At 45.8% G+C, this 15,448-nt stretch carries 13 protein-coding genes; 8 read left to right on the top strand and 5 right to left on the bottom strand.

Translation table 11 applies throughout. The annotated features are described in order from the left end of the window. Positions 1 to 12 precede the first annotated feature (12 nt). The 4 genes from AC1DPK_RS32555 (at position 13) to AC1DPK_RS32540 (ending at position 5,144) form a co-directional block, all read left to right on the top strand. On the top strand, positions 13 to 2,340 hold the full coding sequence (locus tag AC1DPK_RS32555) for a glycoside hydrolase family 95 protein (RefSeq protein WP_477512852.1): 2,328 nt from the start codon (positions 13 to 15) through the stop codon (positions 2,338 to 2,340). A gap of 117 nt (positions 2,341 to 2,457) precedes the next feature. After that, a complete protein-coding gene (locus AC1DPK_RS32550; RefSeq protein ID WP_477512859.1) occupies positions 2,458 to 4,230 on the top strand; it encodes a sensor histidine kinase in 1,773 nt (590 codons plus the stop codon). Continuing rightward, entirely contained in the window at positions 4,178 to 4,918 is a 741-nt protein-coding gene (locus AC1DPK_RS32545; RefSeq protein ID WP_477512851.1) for a response regulator transcription factor, read from the top strand. The genes AC1DPK_RS32550 and AC1DPK_RS32545 overlap by 53 nt, the downstream gene beginning before the upstream one ends. Next, on the top strand, positions 4,899 to 5,144 hold the full coding sequence (locus tag AC1DPK_RS32540) for a hypothetical protein (RefSeq protein WP_477512850.1): 246 nt from the start codon (positions 4,899 to 4,901) through the stop codon (positions 5,142 to 5,144). Before AC1DPK_RS32545 ends, AC1DPK_RS32540 begins: the two co-directional genes overlap by 20 nt. A 299-nt stretch (positions 5,145 to 5,443) precedes the next feature. On the opposite strand, the gene AC1DPK_RS32535 is transcribed toward AC1DPK_RS32540, so the two are convergent. After that, positions 5,444 to 6,283, bottom strand: coding sequence for a helix-turn-helix domain-containing protein (locus AC1DPK_RS32535; protein ID WP_477512849.1), 840 nt, complete (start codon positions 6,281 to 6,283; stop codon positions 5,444 to 5,446). 141 nt (positions 6,284 to 6,424) lie between these two features. Between AC1DPK_RS32535 and AC1DPK_RS32530 the strand changes: the two genes are divergently transcribed. The 4 genes from AC1DPK_RS32530 to dcm all read left to right on the top strand — a co-directional run bounded on the left by AC1DPK_RS32530 (position 6,425) and on the right by dcm (position 12,234). Beyond that, a complete protein-coding gene (locus tag AC1DPK_RS32530; protein WP_477512848.1) occupies positions 6,425 to 9,526 on the top strand; it encodes a glycoside hydrolase family 2 TIM barrel-domain containing protein in 3,102 nt (1,033 codons plus the stop codon). A gap of 451 nt (positions 9,527 to 9,977) precedes the next feature. Beyond that, positions 9,978 to 10,925: a WG repeat-containing protein gene (locus AC1DPK_RS32525; protein ID WP_477512847.1), complete on the top strand. Its 948-nt coding sequence runs from the start codon at positions 9,978 to 9,980 to the stop codon at positions 10,923 to 10,925. Between the two features lie 93 nt (positions 10,926 to 11,018). After that, the gene (locus AC1DPK_RS32520) at positions 11,019 to 11,258 is read left to right on the top strand and encodes a hypothetical protein (RefSeq protein WP_477512846.1); all 240 of its coding nucleotides are present in this window, start codon (positions 11,019 to 11,021) and stop codon (positions 11,256 to 11,258) included. Further along, positions 11,230 to 12,234 carry a DNA (cytosine-5-)-methyltransferase gene (dcm, locus tag AC1DPK_RS32515; RefSeq protein WP_477512845.1) on the top strand — a complete coding sequence of 335 codons (1,005 nt, stop codon included), beginning with the start codon at positions 11,230 to 11,232 and terminating at the stop codon, positions 12,232 to 12,234. Before AC1DPK_RS32520 ends, dcm begins: the two co-directional genes overlap by 29 nt. A 75-nt stretch (positions 12,235 to 12,309) precedes the next feature. Here the strand turns inward: dcm and AC1DPK_RS32510 are convergent, their stop codons facing one another. From AC1DPK_RS32510 to AC1DPK_RS32495, 4 genes are all read right to left on the bottom strand, one after another. Then, positions 12,310 to 13,485, bottom strand: coding sequence for an MFS transporter (locus AC1DPK_RS32510; RefSeq protein ID WP_477512844.1), 1,176 nt, complete (start codon positions 13,483 to 13,485; stop codon positions 12,310 to 12,312). Positions 13,486 to 13,564: 79 nt separating this feature from the next. Continuing rightward, on the bottom strand, positions 13,565 to 13,876 hold the full coding sequence (locus AC1DPK_RS32505; RefSeq protein ID WP_339209456.1) for an ArsR/SmtB family transcription factor: 312 nt from the start codon (positions 13,874 to 13,876) through the stop codon (positions 13,565 to 13,567). A 211-nt stretch (positions 13,877 to 14,087) separates the two neighbouring features. Then, positions 14,088 to 14,438 carry a bleomycin resistance protein gene (locus AC1DPK_RS32500; protein ID WP_477512843.1) on the bottom strand — a complete coding sequence of 117 codons (351 nt, stop codon included), beginning with the start codon at positions 14,436 to 14,438 and terminating at the stop codon, positions 14,088 to 14,090. 424 nt (positions 14,439 to 14,862) lie between these two features. After that, the coding region (locus AC1DPK_RS32495) for a SpoVR family protein (RefSeq protein WP_477512842.1) at positions 14,863 to 15,448 on the bottom strand (586 nt) is incomplete at its 5' end.

The following is a 15,448-nucleotide window of genomic DNA, read 5'->3' as shown; positions in this document are numbered from 1 at the left end:
AAAGGCGGGAAAATGATGAAGCTGGAGTATGATTCGCCCGGTACGGTATGGAAAGAGGCTCTTCCGATTGGCAACGGACGGCTGGGAGCAATGGTGTTCGGAGCAGCGGAAACGGAAAGAATCCCGATCAACGAGGAGACGTTGTGGTCGGGGGCGCCGCATGATTATAACCGGCCGGACGCGGGGCAATATTTGCAAGAAGTCCGGAGCCTGATTTTCAATGATCGGATCGAGGAGGCGGAGCGGCTGTTTCTGGACCGCATGATGGGCGAGCCGATCCATCTGCAAGCCTACCTGCCTTTTTGCGAGCTGAATCTGGCGTTCCCCGGGCATCGCGAGGTTACGCGATATCGGCGTGAATTGGATCTGCGGCGGGCGGTGGCGACCGTATCCTATGAAGCCGACGGATGCGAATACACGCGCGAAATCTTCTGTTCCCGCCCGAGCGGCTGCCTGGTGATTCGGCTTTCATGCGGCGAGCGGGGCAGTATCGCCGTAGACGCGTCTTTGTCCAGCGTCCACCCCGATGCGTCCGTTCAATCGGACGGAAGCCGTGCGATTCGGCTGACTGGACGGACCGGAACGCGCAAGGGTCCAAGAAATTGGAGCGGCTCTTGGGAAGGTCCGGGACTCCGATTCGAAGGGAGGCTCACGGCTTTTTGCGAAGGCGGCTCGTGCGCGGCCGGCGACGGCGTCCTGCGCATAGCGGAAGCGAGTGCCGTAACCCTCGTTTTTTCCGGAGCGACAAGCTTCTTGAACTACCGGGACATCGGGGGCGATCCTTCGGAATTGAACAATCGGTATATGGCGCGCGTCTCCGAACGACCTTATCGCGAGTTGCTGGACGAACACGTCGAAGACCATAAAGCCTTGTATGAACGAGTCTCGATAAGGCTATGGGGAGCCGGGGCGGACGAGCAAACTGGCGGCAAGCGGCGTCCGACGGATCGGCGCGTACTCGACATTCGGGAGACGGAGGACCCGTCGCTCGCCGCGTTATATTTTCAGTTCGGCCGGTATTTGCTCATTGCGTCTTCCAGACCGGGCGATCAGCCTTCCAACTTGCAAGGCATATGGAATGAAGAAGAATGGCCGGAATGGGGAAGCAAATGGACGACCAACATCAACGTCCAGATGAATTACTGGCCGGCGGAGGTCGGAAACTTGCCGGAATGCCACCTGCCGCTGTTCGATCTGATCGACGATCTTCGCGTCACCGGCGCGCGCACGGCGGAACTCTATTACGGCGCGAAGGGCTTCGTCGTCCACCACAATACCGATTTATGGCGCGCCGCGGCCCCGGTCGACATCCATGCCGGAATATGGCCGATGGGCGGGGTATGGTTGGTCCAGCACTTATGGGATCACTTCGAATACAATCCCGACCTTGACTTTCTGAGGGTACGGGCCTACCCTGCCATGAAAGAAGCCGCCCGATTCGTGATGGACTTCCTGGTGGAGGCTCCCGAAGGCGTCAAATTCGCCGGTCTGCTGATTACCAATCCTTCCTATTCGCCAGAGAACGCGTATCGGGACGGCCGCGATCGAAGAAGGCATCTCACGATCTCGTCCACGATGGACGTGCAGTTGATCCGAGACTTGCTCGAACGTTGTTTGATCGCAAGCGAGCTGCTGGGCGAAAATTCGGCGTTCGAACACGAAATCCGAAAGGTTCTGGACCGGATCCCCCCCATGCAAATCGGACGATTCGGCCAATTGCAGGAATGGCCGGAGGATTGGGATCGACCGGAAGATTCGAACGGCCACGTTTCTCACCTTTACGGCTTATATCCCGGCAATCAGATATCCGAGAATACGCCCGAAACGTTCGAGGGGGCGCGCAAAAGCCTCGAGCTTCGCCATCGGAGCAAGGACCGAATCCTGGCTTGGCCGGCTGCTTGGCGGATAGCACTGCACGCCAGATTGCGAGACGGGGAGAGCGCGCGCAAGCGGCTCGTCGATCTCTTGGCGGGATCGACCAATCCGAATCTGCTCAATCAGCATGAGCCGTTTCCGATGCAGATCGACGCCAATTTCGGCGGAACCGCGGGTATTGCGGAAATGCTGCTGCAAAGCCGATCCCGCTATCGAAACGGAAAAGCCGAATACGAAATCGAATTGCTTCCTGCCTTGCCGGAAACATGGCCGGAAGGCTCCGTCTCGGGCTTTCGCGCCAGAGGGGGATTCGAAGTCGGCATGACTTGGGCGAAAGGAAGCTTAATCGGAGCCGAGATCCGCTCCCTTTGCGGAATGCCTTGTACGCTGCGCTATAGGAAGCGATCGATCCGATACACCGTGAAGGCTGGCGAATCGTTTCAATTTGATCCGTTCTCACGTTAACCGGGGTTTGCGGAATTGTAAATCTGGGAGGGATGCGCCTCTATCGGAATTCTTTAGTACATGATATGTTAACGATATATGGATTCCGCATCGGAGGGAAACGCCGCCTTGAGCATCATGCGCAAAATCGTGCTTGGTTACGTGATTATGATCTTTATCCCTGTTCTGGCATTCGGTTATCACTATTACACGCAAATCTACGGCAACCTGACGCAACAATTCGTGGAGAGCAGGCAGAAAATCCTGGAGCAGGCTTACGCCAATCTGAAAACGGATTTCGCCCGAATTCAGTCGGTCCACCGGGTGCTGCAATACAATCCTTACTTGACCGATTATCTGGACGGCGTATACGAATCCGACGCGGACAGCATCTACGCGCTTACCCGCTATATTCTCCCGCTGAACACGCAATCGATGTTCGCTAATCCGGAGATCGAATCCATCGTCATTTATAAGATGAAGGATCGGGTATTGCCCATCACCAATCTGTTTCGCGACCGGTCTATGCTGGATCCGCAAACGGAACAAACCGTCTCGTCCCTGAAAGCCGGACAGGGGAAATGGCTGCGCGCCGATCCCGCGGCGTCGGATCCGGACCTGATCTATTACCAGTACATTTACAATACGCAAATTACGGAGCGAATCGGCCTTCTTGAAATTCGGGTACGCAAAAGTTTAATCCATAACTTCTATGCGGCCGCGGGTGTGGAAGGAAGTTGGAGAGCGTTGCTGTTGTCCGGACAGGGCGATCCGTTGACGAACGAAGCGCCGGCGTTGGACAAGAAGACATTGCGTCTTCTGCAAGCGGATGACAGGAAATTTTTTATCAACCGGCAAACGATCGTCAATCAGCTGAAGCTCGAGCCGCTGGACGTTCGCGTCATCGTCACCGGTCAGGTGGGAGAAGTATTCCGTTCCGTGAAGAAGAAGGAAATCGTCTTGGTGACGATGATCGTGCTGCTGTTGATCGCTCTATCCATCGCCTATTACCTGCTGGCTTCGACGATTACCAAACGGATTCTTCGGTTGGCCCGGCATATGCGTACGCTGAACGACAATAACCTCAGGCAGCTGACGATCAAAAACGGCAAGTTCGAAAAGGATGAAATCGGCTTCCTGATCGTCACCTATAACGCGATGGTCCGGCGAATGGACGAGCTCATCAACAACGTCCATCGAGCTGAAATGCGCAACAAAGAAGCGGCATACCAGGTGCTGCAAGCGCAGATCAAGCCTCATTTCCTCTATAACACGCTCGAGACGATCCGCATGGTCGCCGAGGCTAACGACGACAAGGAAGTCGCCGATATTTCCTTCTGGTTCGGGAAACTGATGCGGTACAGCTTGTCGTCCGCGCGGGAAGAAACGGTTCTTGCGAAGGAAATCGAGATGGTTTCCTTTTATATGAACATCCACAAAATGAGGCTCCAAAGCAGGCTGACTTTTGAAATTCAAGTTGCGCTGGATGCCGAACGGCTGGCTTGTCCGCGATTCCTTTTGCAGCCGCTTATCGAAAATGCGATCGTGCATGGAGCTTCCGCCGTCCTTCGACCCGTCCATATCTCGCTGCAGGCGACGGAAACGGAAAGCGAGATTACGATCGACGTTACCGACAACGGCAACGGGATTACGCCGGAGAAGCTTCTTGCGCTTCGCGAACGGCTGTCCAGGCACGACGAGCCTAGAAAGGCAGAGGAGCAGGTCGGCGTAGGTTTGAAAAACGTCAACGAACGAGTCAAAAGCTTCTTCGGAGGAGAATCCCGACTGGAAATCCTCAGCGAGTCGGGCAAAGGAGCCTGCTTGCGCATTATCATCGTGAAAAGGAAGGTGGCGGACGTTGAAGATCTTGATCGTAGACGACGAACCTTTGATTCTGAAAGGGTTAGTTAAAATCGTCGAGGAAGTCGCGCCTGTCGGTTCCGACATTTGCTCGGCCCTCAATGCCCCGGAGGCATTAGAGACAATGAAGCGCTTTATGCCCGCTGTGACGATAACGGATATCCATATGCCGGAGAAGAACGGATTCGAATTAATTCAGGAGGCCAGGCTTGAGGGGTTATGCGATCGATTTATTATCCTGACCGGCTATGACGAGTTCGACTATGTCCGTCAGGCCCTTCGCTCGGGCGTCGTAGATTACTTGCTGAAGCCTTTGGACAAAAAGGAAATCGCGTCCCTGCTGAGCCGCGTGAAGGAGGAGCTCCCCGCCGCATCGGATTCTGATTACAGTCGGCACGCCGAACGGATATTGGCCTATTTGCAAATGAACTATATGAACGATCTGTCCCTCGACCATCTTGCGGATCGCATGAGTCTGCATCCGAATTATATTAGCAGCTTGTTCAAGAAGGAGACGGGAGACACCCTCGTCAATTACTTGAATGCGTTACGAATCCGGGAAGCGCAAAAGCTGCTGAAAACGCAGCCTCATTCGACCGTTTGCGCGATCAGCCGTCAGGTCGGCTTCGATACCAAGCACTACTTCGCGAAGGTGTTCAAAAAATACACGGGAACGACTCCCGGCACCTACCGCGAAAATCAAGAAGAAATCGAACGTCATGAATCGCCTAATACCTGAAGGTTTTCTTCATTCGCGCTTCACAGGCGAACAACTTAACAATTCCTTGCTTCATTCTCTGACGGGGATTAATTTCTTGAAACCAGAAAGTTTATTGTTCGCCAGCATATCTGGATTAGATGAAAAGGTAGAAGCTATAACAACTGAAACTCCAGTTTCATCCACCTCATCAACGATTGGTTTAAATAACCAATCACCAACAATTATTTCAACACATCAAAACTAATGTGACCCTCAAGATGATGAACCTCAGAAGAATAACGATACGGCTACCAATAATAATACTCATCAGAATGAAAATAATGGTCAACCTTTTAATTCTCCAGTAAAAAAAAACAAGATGCTATATTTATTTATCACTCTCATGCTGTGAATTGCGATTGATTTAATTAAACTCTTGTCTTTTGAAATTTTCAAGAGTCGAAAAACTGATGAATGATAAGGGAAGCGAAGGAACGATATCTCGCTTTCCTTTTCTGATTTTTTATTAAGCAAGATCCTCCTGCCCTTTGCTTAGTTTCTTGCTTATCTGTGGCGGTTACGGATATAACGTCCTGGAGGCATTCCTTCCGATTTCGTAAATTGCTTGGTAAAGGAATAAATATCCCCATAACCAAGACTAACGGCTACGTGTTTAATGGGGAGTCCGGAGAGGAGCATCATTTTGGCCTGTTTCATTAAATGTTCAATGTGGTACCGCTGAGGGGAAACTCCGGTTGTGGCTTTAAATAGCTTCCTGAAATTCTCATAGCCCATATTTACGGCTGCTGCGGCTTCCTTAATATCGTAATGAATATCATTGGCGCCACCGATTAGTTGGCAAGCTTTTGAGATTTTATGATCATTGTGCTCTCTCTGAGTATGATGTACGCTGCCGTGCAAACGGATAATGAGTTCTTGAGCTTTCATCAGCAAATAGGGGAGCCTTTCATCTACAGCGGATTTAAGAGAGTTCAGCAGGGCGGCAAATTCATTCAAAATATCGCTTGTATGTCGTGTCGGCTGCACCTCTTGGTCGGAATTTATGATGCCTAGCGTTTTGAGGTAATGATAGACAGGATAACCTATGCTGATATAAAACTCGATCCATTCCCCATTCGGCTCGATTTCGGTGGAGTGCATACGATCGGGCAAACGTTGTACCAGATCCCCTGCTTGCATTGTAATAACAGTGCCTTCCTTTGAGATAAATCGTCCGTTGCCTTGCAGGACCAACAAACAGCTGTAATATCCGATCCTGAAGTCATACTGGGAGCGCTCTGCCGTTCTTTTTCTCATAAAGCCGCAAGACAAAATGCCCAGGTCGAAATCGTCTCCGATACACCGGTATACGACATCGTTTTCTTTTATAGCATCGAAATTCATATCGTCACCGCACCTACCAAAATGGATAAATGAATTACCAGACCTAACATTTTATATGAAAACTTGTCCTTATATTATAAGGGTATCGACTTTCATAGCACAACCAATTAAGACAATTTATGAGGGGGTTATTCGAAACGTATGAAGCTGAACAGAGACTGGGAGAATCCGCATGTCGCTCACAAGAACCGTCATCCCATGCATGAGCCGTATGGAATATACGAAACCGTGGAACAGGCGCTAAGCGGCGACCGGAGAGCGTCAAAATACGTAAAATGCTTAAACGGCACTTGGAAATTTAAAACGTTTTCATCTCCGGATGTAGTAACTGATGAGTTTTATCATCCTGCATATGACGTGTCCAAATGGGATGATATCCCTGTTCCTTCCAACTGGGAGTTGTTCGGATACGGGAAACCTATATACACTAATATTAAGTATCCCTTTGCGCGGAAGGGGGCGGACTCTCATCACGAAATTCAACTGAAGCAAGATGAATTTGTTTTGAATCCGCCTTATGTGCCGGAGGATAACCTCACCGGATGTTATGTCCTATCGTTCGAAATTCCTGAACATTTTAACGGCAGAGATTTGTTTATCGATTTTGCCGGTGTGGAATCCTGCTTTTATCTGTGGTTAAACGGGAAGTTCGTCGGTTATTCGCAGGACAGCAAGCTTAACGCTTCTTTTGATATTACCGATTACATCCAAACGGGGCAAAACCATTTGGCCGTTCAGGTGATGCGATTCGGAGCCGGTTCTTATCTGGAGGATCAGGACTACTGGCATCTATCGGGTATTTTCAGAGATGTTCTGATTTATGCAAAACCGCGAATGCGAATTCATGATTATAAAATCGAAACGCTTTTCCCGGGTGATTATGACAATGCCGATTTAGCCGTGACGGTTTATCCTAATAATCAAGCAAGCTGTTATGGGGAAGCTCACGTGCGTCTGTCTCTTTATGATCACGATCGAAAATTGGTTACGCAATTTGAGACGCCGAAGTTTGCGGATTTCAGATCCTACCTGCAAGACAACTATGTGGCGAAAGTCAAACAAACCATTAAGAGTCCCCAATTGTGGAGCGACGAAATTCCTTACCTCTATAAATTGGTATTGGAAATGATCGACCCTGACGGAAATGTCGTTGACATCGAGAGTGCAAATGTCGGCTTCCGAGAAATCAGCATCGATAACACCGGGATATTGAAAATTAACGGCAAACGTCTCATAATTCGCGGAACCAACCTTCATGCATTTTGTCCCGAAACGGGGCGCGTGGTGTCAACGGAGTATATGAGTGAGCAGATCAAGATCATGAAATCGCTAAATATCAATGCGGTAAGAACGAGTCACTATCCGCATGCCGTCGAATGGTACGACCTTTGTGATGAACTGGGCATATATGTTGTGGATGAGGCCAATATTGAGACCCATGGCATCGGCGGCCAGCTCAGCGCATCTCCCGAATGGACGCATGCTTATATGGAACGTGCAGCACGGATGGTGTTGCGAGATAAGAATCATCCCTCGATCATTCTGTGGTCCTTGGGAAATGAGTCCGGTTACGGAGCGAACCATGCTGCCATGTACGGGTGGATGAAGGAATATGATAAAACAAGATATGTTCAGTATGAGTCCTTAAATCCTCCGGCCAATATTTCCGATATCATGGCGCCCATGTATCCTCAGAAGGATTGGATCGTGGATTGCATGACGAGCAGCGATGACTTGCGGCCGTTTATTATGTGTGAATATGCGTACGCGAAAAGCAACAGCAACGGGAATTTCAAGGAATTCTGGGACCTTATTTATAAATTCCCGCGGTTTCAGGGCGGCTTCATTTGGGATTTCCAGGATAAAGCGCTTGTCCGGCATGATGAATCTGGGAACAAAAAATATGTTTATGGCGGCGCATTCCAGGAAGAGATTATTGATTCCGCGCCCGATATGTGCCTGAACGGCATTATATTTCCGGATTTAACGCTGAAACCGGCTGCCTATGAAATTAAAAATATACAAGCTCCCGTCCAGATCGATTATTTTGAACGGCCTTATGATGTTCCCGGTAATAAAAGTTATCGAATTTATAATCATTATACGCATCGGGACTTAAGCCACCTGGACATCGGTTGGGAACTTGTTTGCGACGGGAAGGTTGTGGAAAACGGTACATTACCCCGATTACACACGCCGGCCGGAGCTATCGAAAGTCTTCAGGCACCATACGATCCAACCAAGGTCTCTGGGGAAGCGTTCCTGAATTTTTATGCTTATCTGAACGAGGACACCTATTATGCAAATAAGGGAACCTGTATCTATGCATGCCAGGTCGAGTTGAAAGATTCCGTATATGAAATACATACCGGGGATATTCAAAGTGGGAGCCTGGTATATGAAGAAGCTGCGGATCGAATTCATATTTATAATGAAAATACGAACGTGGTCTTCTCGAAAGAAACGGCAGAGTTCATTTCTGTCAGATACAATAATCAAGACTACTTTACGGGCGGAGCGAACAATTTCTATCGGCCGCCAACGGGGATAGACGCAGGTGTGCCTGGTGAGACGCTAAACTATGCAGATGATTGGAGAAGCCTCGGGCTGGACTCCGATCAGAAAGAGATCAAGAATATCCGGGTATATGCAGCGCCTGCCTCAGTCATCATTCAGGTTCATGTTCTTTATCATGGATGCATTGAAACACTTACGGAGTATGCGATTGGAGGTAAAGGCATTGAAATTACTAACACTGTCGTGAATAATGCTAATGTCGATACCTTACCGAGAATCGGTCTGAGCTTTACCTTCCCTGCTGCCTGGAAGAGTATCAAATGGTATGGCCGCGGGCCATGGGAGAACTATGCGGACCGTAAAGCGGCTGCCTTCATCGGTATATATGAAAGCTCTGTTGAAGAACAGCATGTTCCCTACATCGTGCCGGTTGAGTGCGGGGGCAAGGAAGATGTCCGTTATTTGTATGTGTCGGCGGATGACCGCAACGTAAAAGTTACCTCGGCGGGTCACTTCCATTTTGACATCCATCAGTACAGCATCGGACAGTATGACAATGCCGCCTATGAGGACGAGCTTGGCACATCCGATTCTGTTTTCCTTCATATCGATTACAAACATGCAGGTCTTGGTGGAGATACTGGATGGACCAAAAATATTCACGATGAATATAAAATCGAAAAGGGCATCTATGTATACAAGATCACTTTAGAGATCGTGGATTGAATAGTAGATCCTCGAAAGCGAAGGATAGAAGTGAATTTTTGATAAAGGCACTGGCCAAAGTCAGAGGTCTTTATTGATTAACGACGATTCATTGGCATTGGCTTCTAGTACATCGGATCAGACTCCGCAATGTGCATCAGCGCCTTATTCTGACTTACGGATAAGGATATGGGCTGAAGCAATTCCTTGACTACCTGGCGTCCGAACAGGCTCAAGTCCTGATCAACTGGGGCGTTGAAGGAAAGCATTATGTAATAGAGAACGGCAAACGCTCCAGTATCATATTCATGGAAGGGTACTGATATACATCATATAATACCGAGGAGGTACGGAGGCACGAACACATATGGAATGAAAAATAGAATTGATGATAACCTGATACCTTTGAGTAAATCGGTACATTATAAATTTAGTTATTTTTTCACAAATTACAGTTAGAGGACTGACTATAATGAAAGTTTATAAATATGGTTATATCGATCGAGATGGTGGATTTGTTATTGAACCTGTTTTTGATTTTGCTACTTCATTTGAAGGAGGGCTGGCATCCTGTGATGTTGAAGGAAAGAGCAGGTTTATTTCAAAAGATGGAACAACAGTATTAGAAACGAACTATTCTTTTGTGAGTAACTTTTCATGTGGCCGAGCGTTGTTTACTGACCGTAGTAATTTTGGATACTTAGACAAAGAAGGAAACATAGCAATTCCTGCAGTATATGAGCAGGCATATATTTTTTCTGAAGGTTACGCCAGAGTTTTAGCACCAAATGGGAAATTAGCTTTTATTGATGTTGAAGGGAATATGATAACAGCTCCGATCTACGATGGAGCAGTGCACTTTGTTGATGGTATGGTGACGGTGAAAGCTAAGGATGGGAAGTATGGGTGTGTCAACATTGCAGGGGAATTTACAATAGATCCAATATACGATTCTCCTATATTGTTTTCAGAGGGTTTGGCAGCTGTAAGTATAAATAAAAAGTATGGATATATTGATAAAAATGGCCAAGTAAAGATTCCATTGCGCTTTAAATATACGGAAGGCTTCCATAGAGGTTTAGCATCGGTTTKGGTTGGTAAAAGATATGGCTTTATAGATAAAACCGGACAAATGGTGATAGATCCTACCTTTAATGATGTAGAAAACTTTGTTGCTGAAAATCTTGCTCCTGCTAAGGTAGATAAGAAATGGGGGTATATCAAGCCAAATGGCGAGTTTGTAATTGAACCAAAATTTAAAGATGCTTCTCCATTTTCAGAGGGTAGGGCTTTTGTAACTGAAAAGAATTTTCAACTGATCAACACCAATGGAGAATTAATTAGTACTCTAAATCAAGTGACCCTAGTCAATTCTTTTTCAGAGGGGTTAAGCGCAGTCCAAGTGAAAATGAATGGTTAATGTGAGCGATTTTAATAACTCTATAGTGCCACTGTTGTTAAATGCTACTTTAATAGAGTATGTGATCAATAAATAGAAGAATAGTGGTATTAAGTGATTATGTCTTCACTCTATGACTTATTTTCAAGACAAATTACTTCATGGGGTACACATTCTATTGGTGCTGATTTAAGTACTGAGAATGGTTTTGCTGGCCATGGCGTAAAGATAGCGGTTTTGGATACAGGAATTGCGAATCATTCCGATCTTAATATCTCTGGGGGATATTCTTTTGTAGATGATACTCCTGTATATAGCGATGATAATGAACGAAAGGATGTGGAGTGCTTATGATGTCAGATCCGTCACAGATGACCATATTCGACTTCTTGGAAGAGAACGAGGACCAATTCAAGGAATCGTTGCCGGATTTCCTTGCCAGGCTTTCTCCATTGCTGGAAAGCGTGAAGGATTTAACGACGCTATTAGAGGGACAGTATTCTTTGAGATCATCAGGTTCGCATCTATTTTCAAACCTGAATTTATACTCCTTGAAAACGTCACAGGACTCCTCAATCATGACAAAGGGAGAACGTTCGAGACTATCATCGGAACGCTGGATGAGTTGGGGTACGTGGGGGAGTGGTGTGTGCTTAACAGCTCGGCCTATGTGCCACAAAACAGAGAACGTGTCTTCATTGTCGCAAGTCTTAGAGGATCAAGTGAACGAAAAATATTTCCTTTCAGAGAAGAAAACAACAAGCCTGCTAAAGACTCTAAAACAATAGCTTCTAAGGTTATGATCGCTGGAAATGTAAATCCGAGCGGAAGAGGTATGAATGGCCAAGTCATTTCTGCAAACGGACTAGCGCCGACACTTACAACGAATAAGGGTGAAGGTAACAAAATTTTAGTTAATGTATCACAAAAGACAGCTGTCAACGAAACAGGGGAAGCTGCTTGTTTAGATGCAAGTTATTTCAAAGGATTAGGAGCCAATCAAGCGCGTACAGGGGTCATGGAACCCATGGCTGTATTAACACCTGACCGCGAAGAGAAAAGGCAGAACGGACGTCGATTTAAGGAGCCAGGGGAACCATCTTTTACGCTAACAGCACAGGACAAACATGGAATCTATGATGGTTATCGTATTCGCAAACTAACACCTCTTGAATGTTTTCGACTGCAGTCTTTTCCGGACGATTGGTTTTATACACTCAAAGGATATGGGATAAGCGATTCCCAATTATATAAAATGGCAGGCAATGCTGTAACGAGCCGAGTTGCTTATGAAATCGGTAAACGATTGATGGATTCCTTCAGCATTTAATGTACTTGAGTAAAGCAGCCGATCATTATGATTGGCTGCTTCTATGTTTTTATTGAACTATCGTGTCCCATTAGTTTAACGCACGTTTACTTCCTCTGCATTCGATTTGGAAATTTTTATTTTTACCATAATCAATACGAAAGCAAGCAATGTAAACATAATTCCGCTCCAGATGAGTTGATGTATTCCCAAGTGAGAAATAAACCAACCACCGATAGAAGCCCCTACAGTAATTCCAAGATTGGAAAATGAGACAAACAAGCTGTTGCCGAATTCGGGAGCTTCTTTCGCCTCGGTCGTTAACCATGCTTGACTGACAATAAGCCCGCCGGAATGCACTACCCCCCAAATGATTACGATAACAACCATCGGAATGAGATAAGATCCCAGATAATAAGCGAATAAGTAAATTACCGCATATAGCAGAGGAAACATGATGACGGTCTTTGTAATGCTTTTATGAACAAAGCCCCCAAATAAAAAATTCCCGAAAATCATGATGATACCAAAGACCATCAACATGATGCTGATTCCTGACCCGTTCATATGTGTTACTTGCACAAGATATTCAGCAAAGTAGCTGTACACAGAAAACATAGCTGCAAAGATAAAAATAACGGTCACGATATTTAACCACAATTGAGGTTTACGTAATATGCCAAGCTGCTTGCCATAAGACATTTTTTCCTTAACAGGCATGGAAGGAAGCCAAACTTGTATCCCTACAAAGGCAATCATGCTTACAACAGCTCCGAACAGGAAAGCGACTTCTAACGAAATCTTCTCCGCGAGATAAGATGTCAAAGGCACGCCAAAAGCAAACCCCACCGTGATTCCGGCGAAAACCTTTGTGACCGCTTTACTGCTTTTTTCCGGAGGGACAAGCTTGGCTGCGGTCACAAGGGCAACCGAAAAAAAGACGGGATGAAAAATAGCAGGGATAAAACGAAAAACTAGCATCACATCGAACTGGGTCGTATAAGCATAAGCCATATTCGAAATTGCAAAAATAAGCAAAGTGGTTAATAGAATGACTTTACGATTAATACCGGATACGAGTAATGTCAGGAATGGACCTGAGATAGCAACGACGAGAGCAAATATACTTACAAGCCATCCAGCCTGTGAGGTCGATATATTAAATTTTTGAGTTACCTGGGGTAAAACACCTATAATCCCCATTTCCGTTGTAATAATACCGAATACGCCTAAAGCCAAAATAATGATAAGCAAAGGGTTAACCTGTTTCATTTTAAATGTAAGTCTCCTTTTATATTTACATATATAGATTTATAGATGTATATTACAAAAAAAAAGACCTCCTTTCAGTCTATAGTTTCTTTTGGATGTACTCGGAAAATTCCTGTATTGTCTTTTCGTTTCGACGATAGTACGTCCACTTCCCAATTCGCTCAGATTCCAACAAACCAGCTTTTTGCATCGTCAACAAATAACTCGAAATAACAGACTGTGCAAGACCTGCTTTAGCCTGAATATCTCCCACGCATACACCAATTTGAAAATTGAGATTTTGTTGTAGATAAGGTTTTTCATCAAAGAATTCCTCTGGATTCTTTAACCATAGCATAATTTGACTACGCGTCTCGTTAGACAAAGCTTTATAAATCTGTAATGGTTCCATACAGATTATTATATCTATTTTTATAGATTTGTAAATATAAAATGTGCTGTTTTCTCCAATATCTTTTGACAAGAACTTGAAAAATCTATTGCCTGTACCGACTTTTGTTGGAGAAATCTGCCCGTTAGTTCAATAAAAAGAGCAGGCATCGCAGCGCCTGCTCATCATTTGTGTTATTCCACTATCGTTCTCCGATAGCTTAATGACTATTTCACGCTTCTTGTGCTACCCTGAACATATGCCCATTAACATCTCGAAATGTGAACTCTCTTACGCCCCAGGGTTTTTGTTCAATATCTTGCACAATGTCTAGTGCTTTACTTTTATACAATGTATAAATTTCATCTATATTTTGTACAAAGAGATAAGAGTGAGCTCTATAAGTTGTGAACGATTCCTGTACATCCAGATGAAATTCAATATCACCACATTGGATTGCGGCATAGCCATTGTCATCCCATATCCAAGCCACCTTAAACCCAAGCACATCTAGGTAAAATGCAAGGGATTCATCCATATTACGTACGGGTAAAATCGGAACTTGACATTGAATGTTTAGCATAAAAAATACCTCCCCCCAGCTGGTTCATCAATAACAAAGAATATATTCGTTGAGTCTTTATAATTTCCTCTATTCTCATTGTTCAGTTCTCCTGCCCGTTAGCGTAATGAAAAAATGGAGCAGCTGCCGCAGCAAACTACTCCATGTTTGTTCAACTATCGTCTCCCGTTAGCTAACGGTTAACGTTAGTTCAGCGAGTAGCAGTTCTACGTTTCCAGCGCGTAAGGGTATTTGAGTCTTATCAAAAAGGCTTATGTAGTGACAATGTACTGAGAAAAAATTCTGTATATAAAGGGGGGCGACCCCCCCTTGGCCCCCTCTGTCCGTAAAATAGAAAACCCGATCGAGTGAGATCGGGTTTTTTGTCTCATGGTTATGCATAATAGCTTTTAAATGCAGAATTAAGAAGCACTATCTTCTTAACTCAAACAAACTTCCGACTCGTCTTCTTCCCATCACAGCTGAACACAATCTTCTTATCCTCAACAAACGTCTCCAGGTGAACGTTTTTCCCCCAAAGCTGAACGACATGAGGCAGCGTACGCTCCACATACTTCAGATCGAGCTCCATCCCTTCATACTCATGAATAAGATAAAGCTCACCCACACGATTAAAATCCCCATCCTTGACCATCAAACTAGGGAAACCACCGTTTACTTTCGAATAAACAAGCTGATCGCGAATTTTCTCCCACGACTTATCGGTAATTTTCCACTCAGGGCCTTTTTTCTCGAAAATGTACAGATCGAGATCATTAACCAGATCTTTCGTCAGGTAGTTGCGGATGAACGAAATATCGGAATCGAGCTCGCGTACCTCGAACATTTTTTCCCTGCCCTTGCCGGGGACGCGTCCGAAGCGTGCTTGTTCTTCCTTTGTTGGGTTATCGAATCGGCGCTCGATATCCTCGAATATTTTTAGGCCCAGATAATAGGGATTCAAGGTATGCCGGGATGGCTGCACGACAGAAGAGTTTAGCTTAGCGAACTCAATCGTTTCATCGCTAGTC

It is taken from the genome of Paenibacillus sp. 01T424 (assembly GCF_056398745.1).
The sequence above is the reverse complement of the archived record's forward strand: the minus strand, read 5'-3'. Positions and strand labels throughout refer to the sequence as shown.

What these genes read in the sequence shown, in the direction of transcription:
- AC1DPK_RS32555 (WP_477512852.1), top strand. Translation starts at nt 13, where the DNA reads ATGATGAAGCTGGAGTATGATTCGCCCGGTACGGTATGGAAAGAGGCT.
- AC1DPK_RS32550 (WP_477512859.1), top strand. Translation starts at nt 2,458, where the DNA reads ATGCGCAAAATCGTGCTTGGTTACGTGATTATGATCTTTATCCCTGTT.
- AC1DPK_RS32540 (WP_477512850.1), top strand. Translation starts at nt 4,899, where the DNA reads ATGAATCGCCTAATACCTGAAGGTTTTCTTCATTCGCGCTTCACAGGC.
- AC1DPK_RS32535 (WP_477512849.1), bottom strand. Translation starts at nt 6,283, where the DNA reads ATGAATTTCGATGCTATAAAAGAAAACGATGTCGTATACCGGTGTATC.
- AC1DPK_RS32530 (WP_477512848.1), top strand. Translation starts at nt 6,425, where the DNA reads ATGAAGCTGAACAGAGACTGGGAGAATCCGCATGTCGCTCACAAGAAC.
- dcm (WP_477512845.1), top strand. Translation starts at nt 11,230, where the DNA reads ATGAACGAAAGGATGTGGAGTGCTTATGATGTCAGATCCGTCACAGAT.
- AC1DPK_RS32510 (WP_477512844.1), bottom strand. Translation starts at nt 13,485, where the DNA reads ATGAAACAGGTTAACCCTTTGCTTATCATTATTTTGGCTTTAGGCGTA.
- AC1DPK_RS32505 (WP_339209456.1), bottom strand. Translation starts at nt 13,876, where the DNA reads ATGGAACCATTACAGATTTATAAAGCTTTGTCTAACGAGACGCGTAGT.
- AC1DPK_RS32500 (WP_477512843.1), bottom strand. Translation starts at nt 14,438, where the DNA reads ATGCTAAACATTCAATGTCAAGTTCCGATTTTACCCGTACGTAATATG.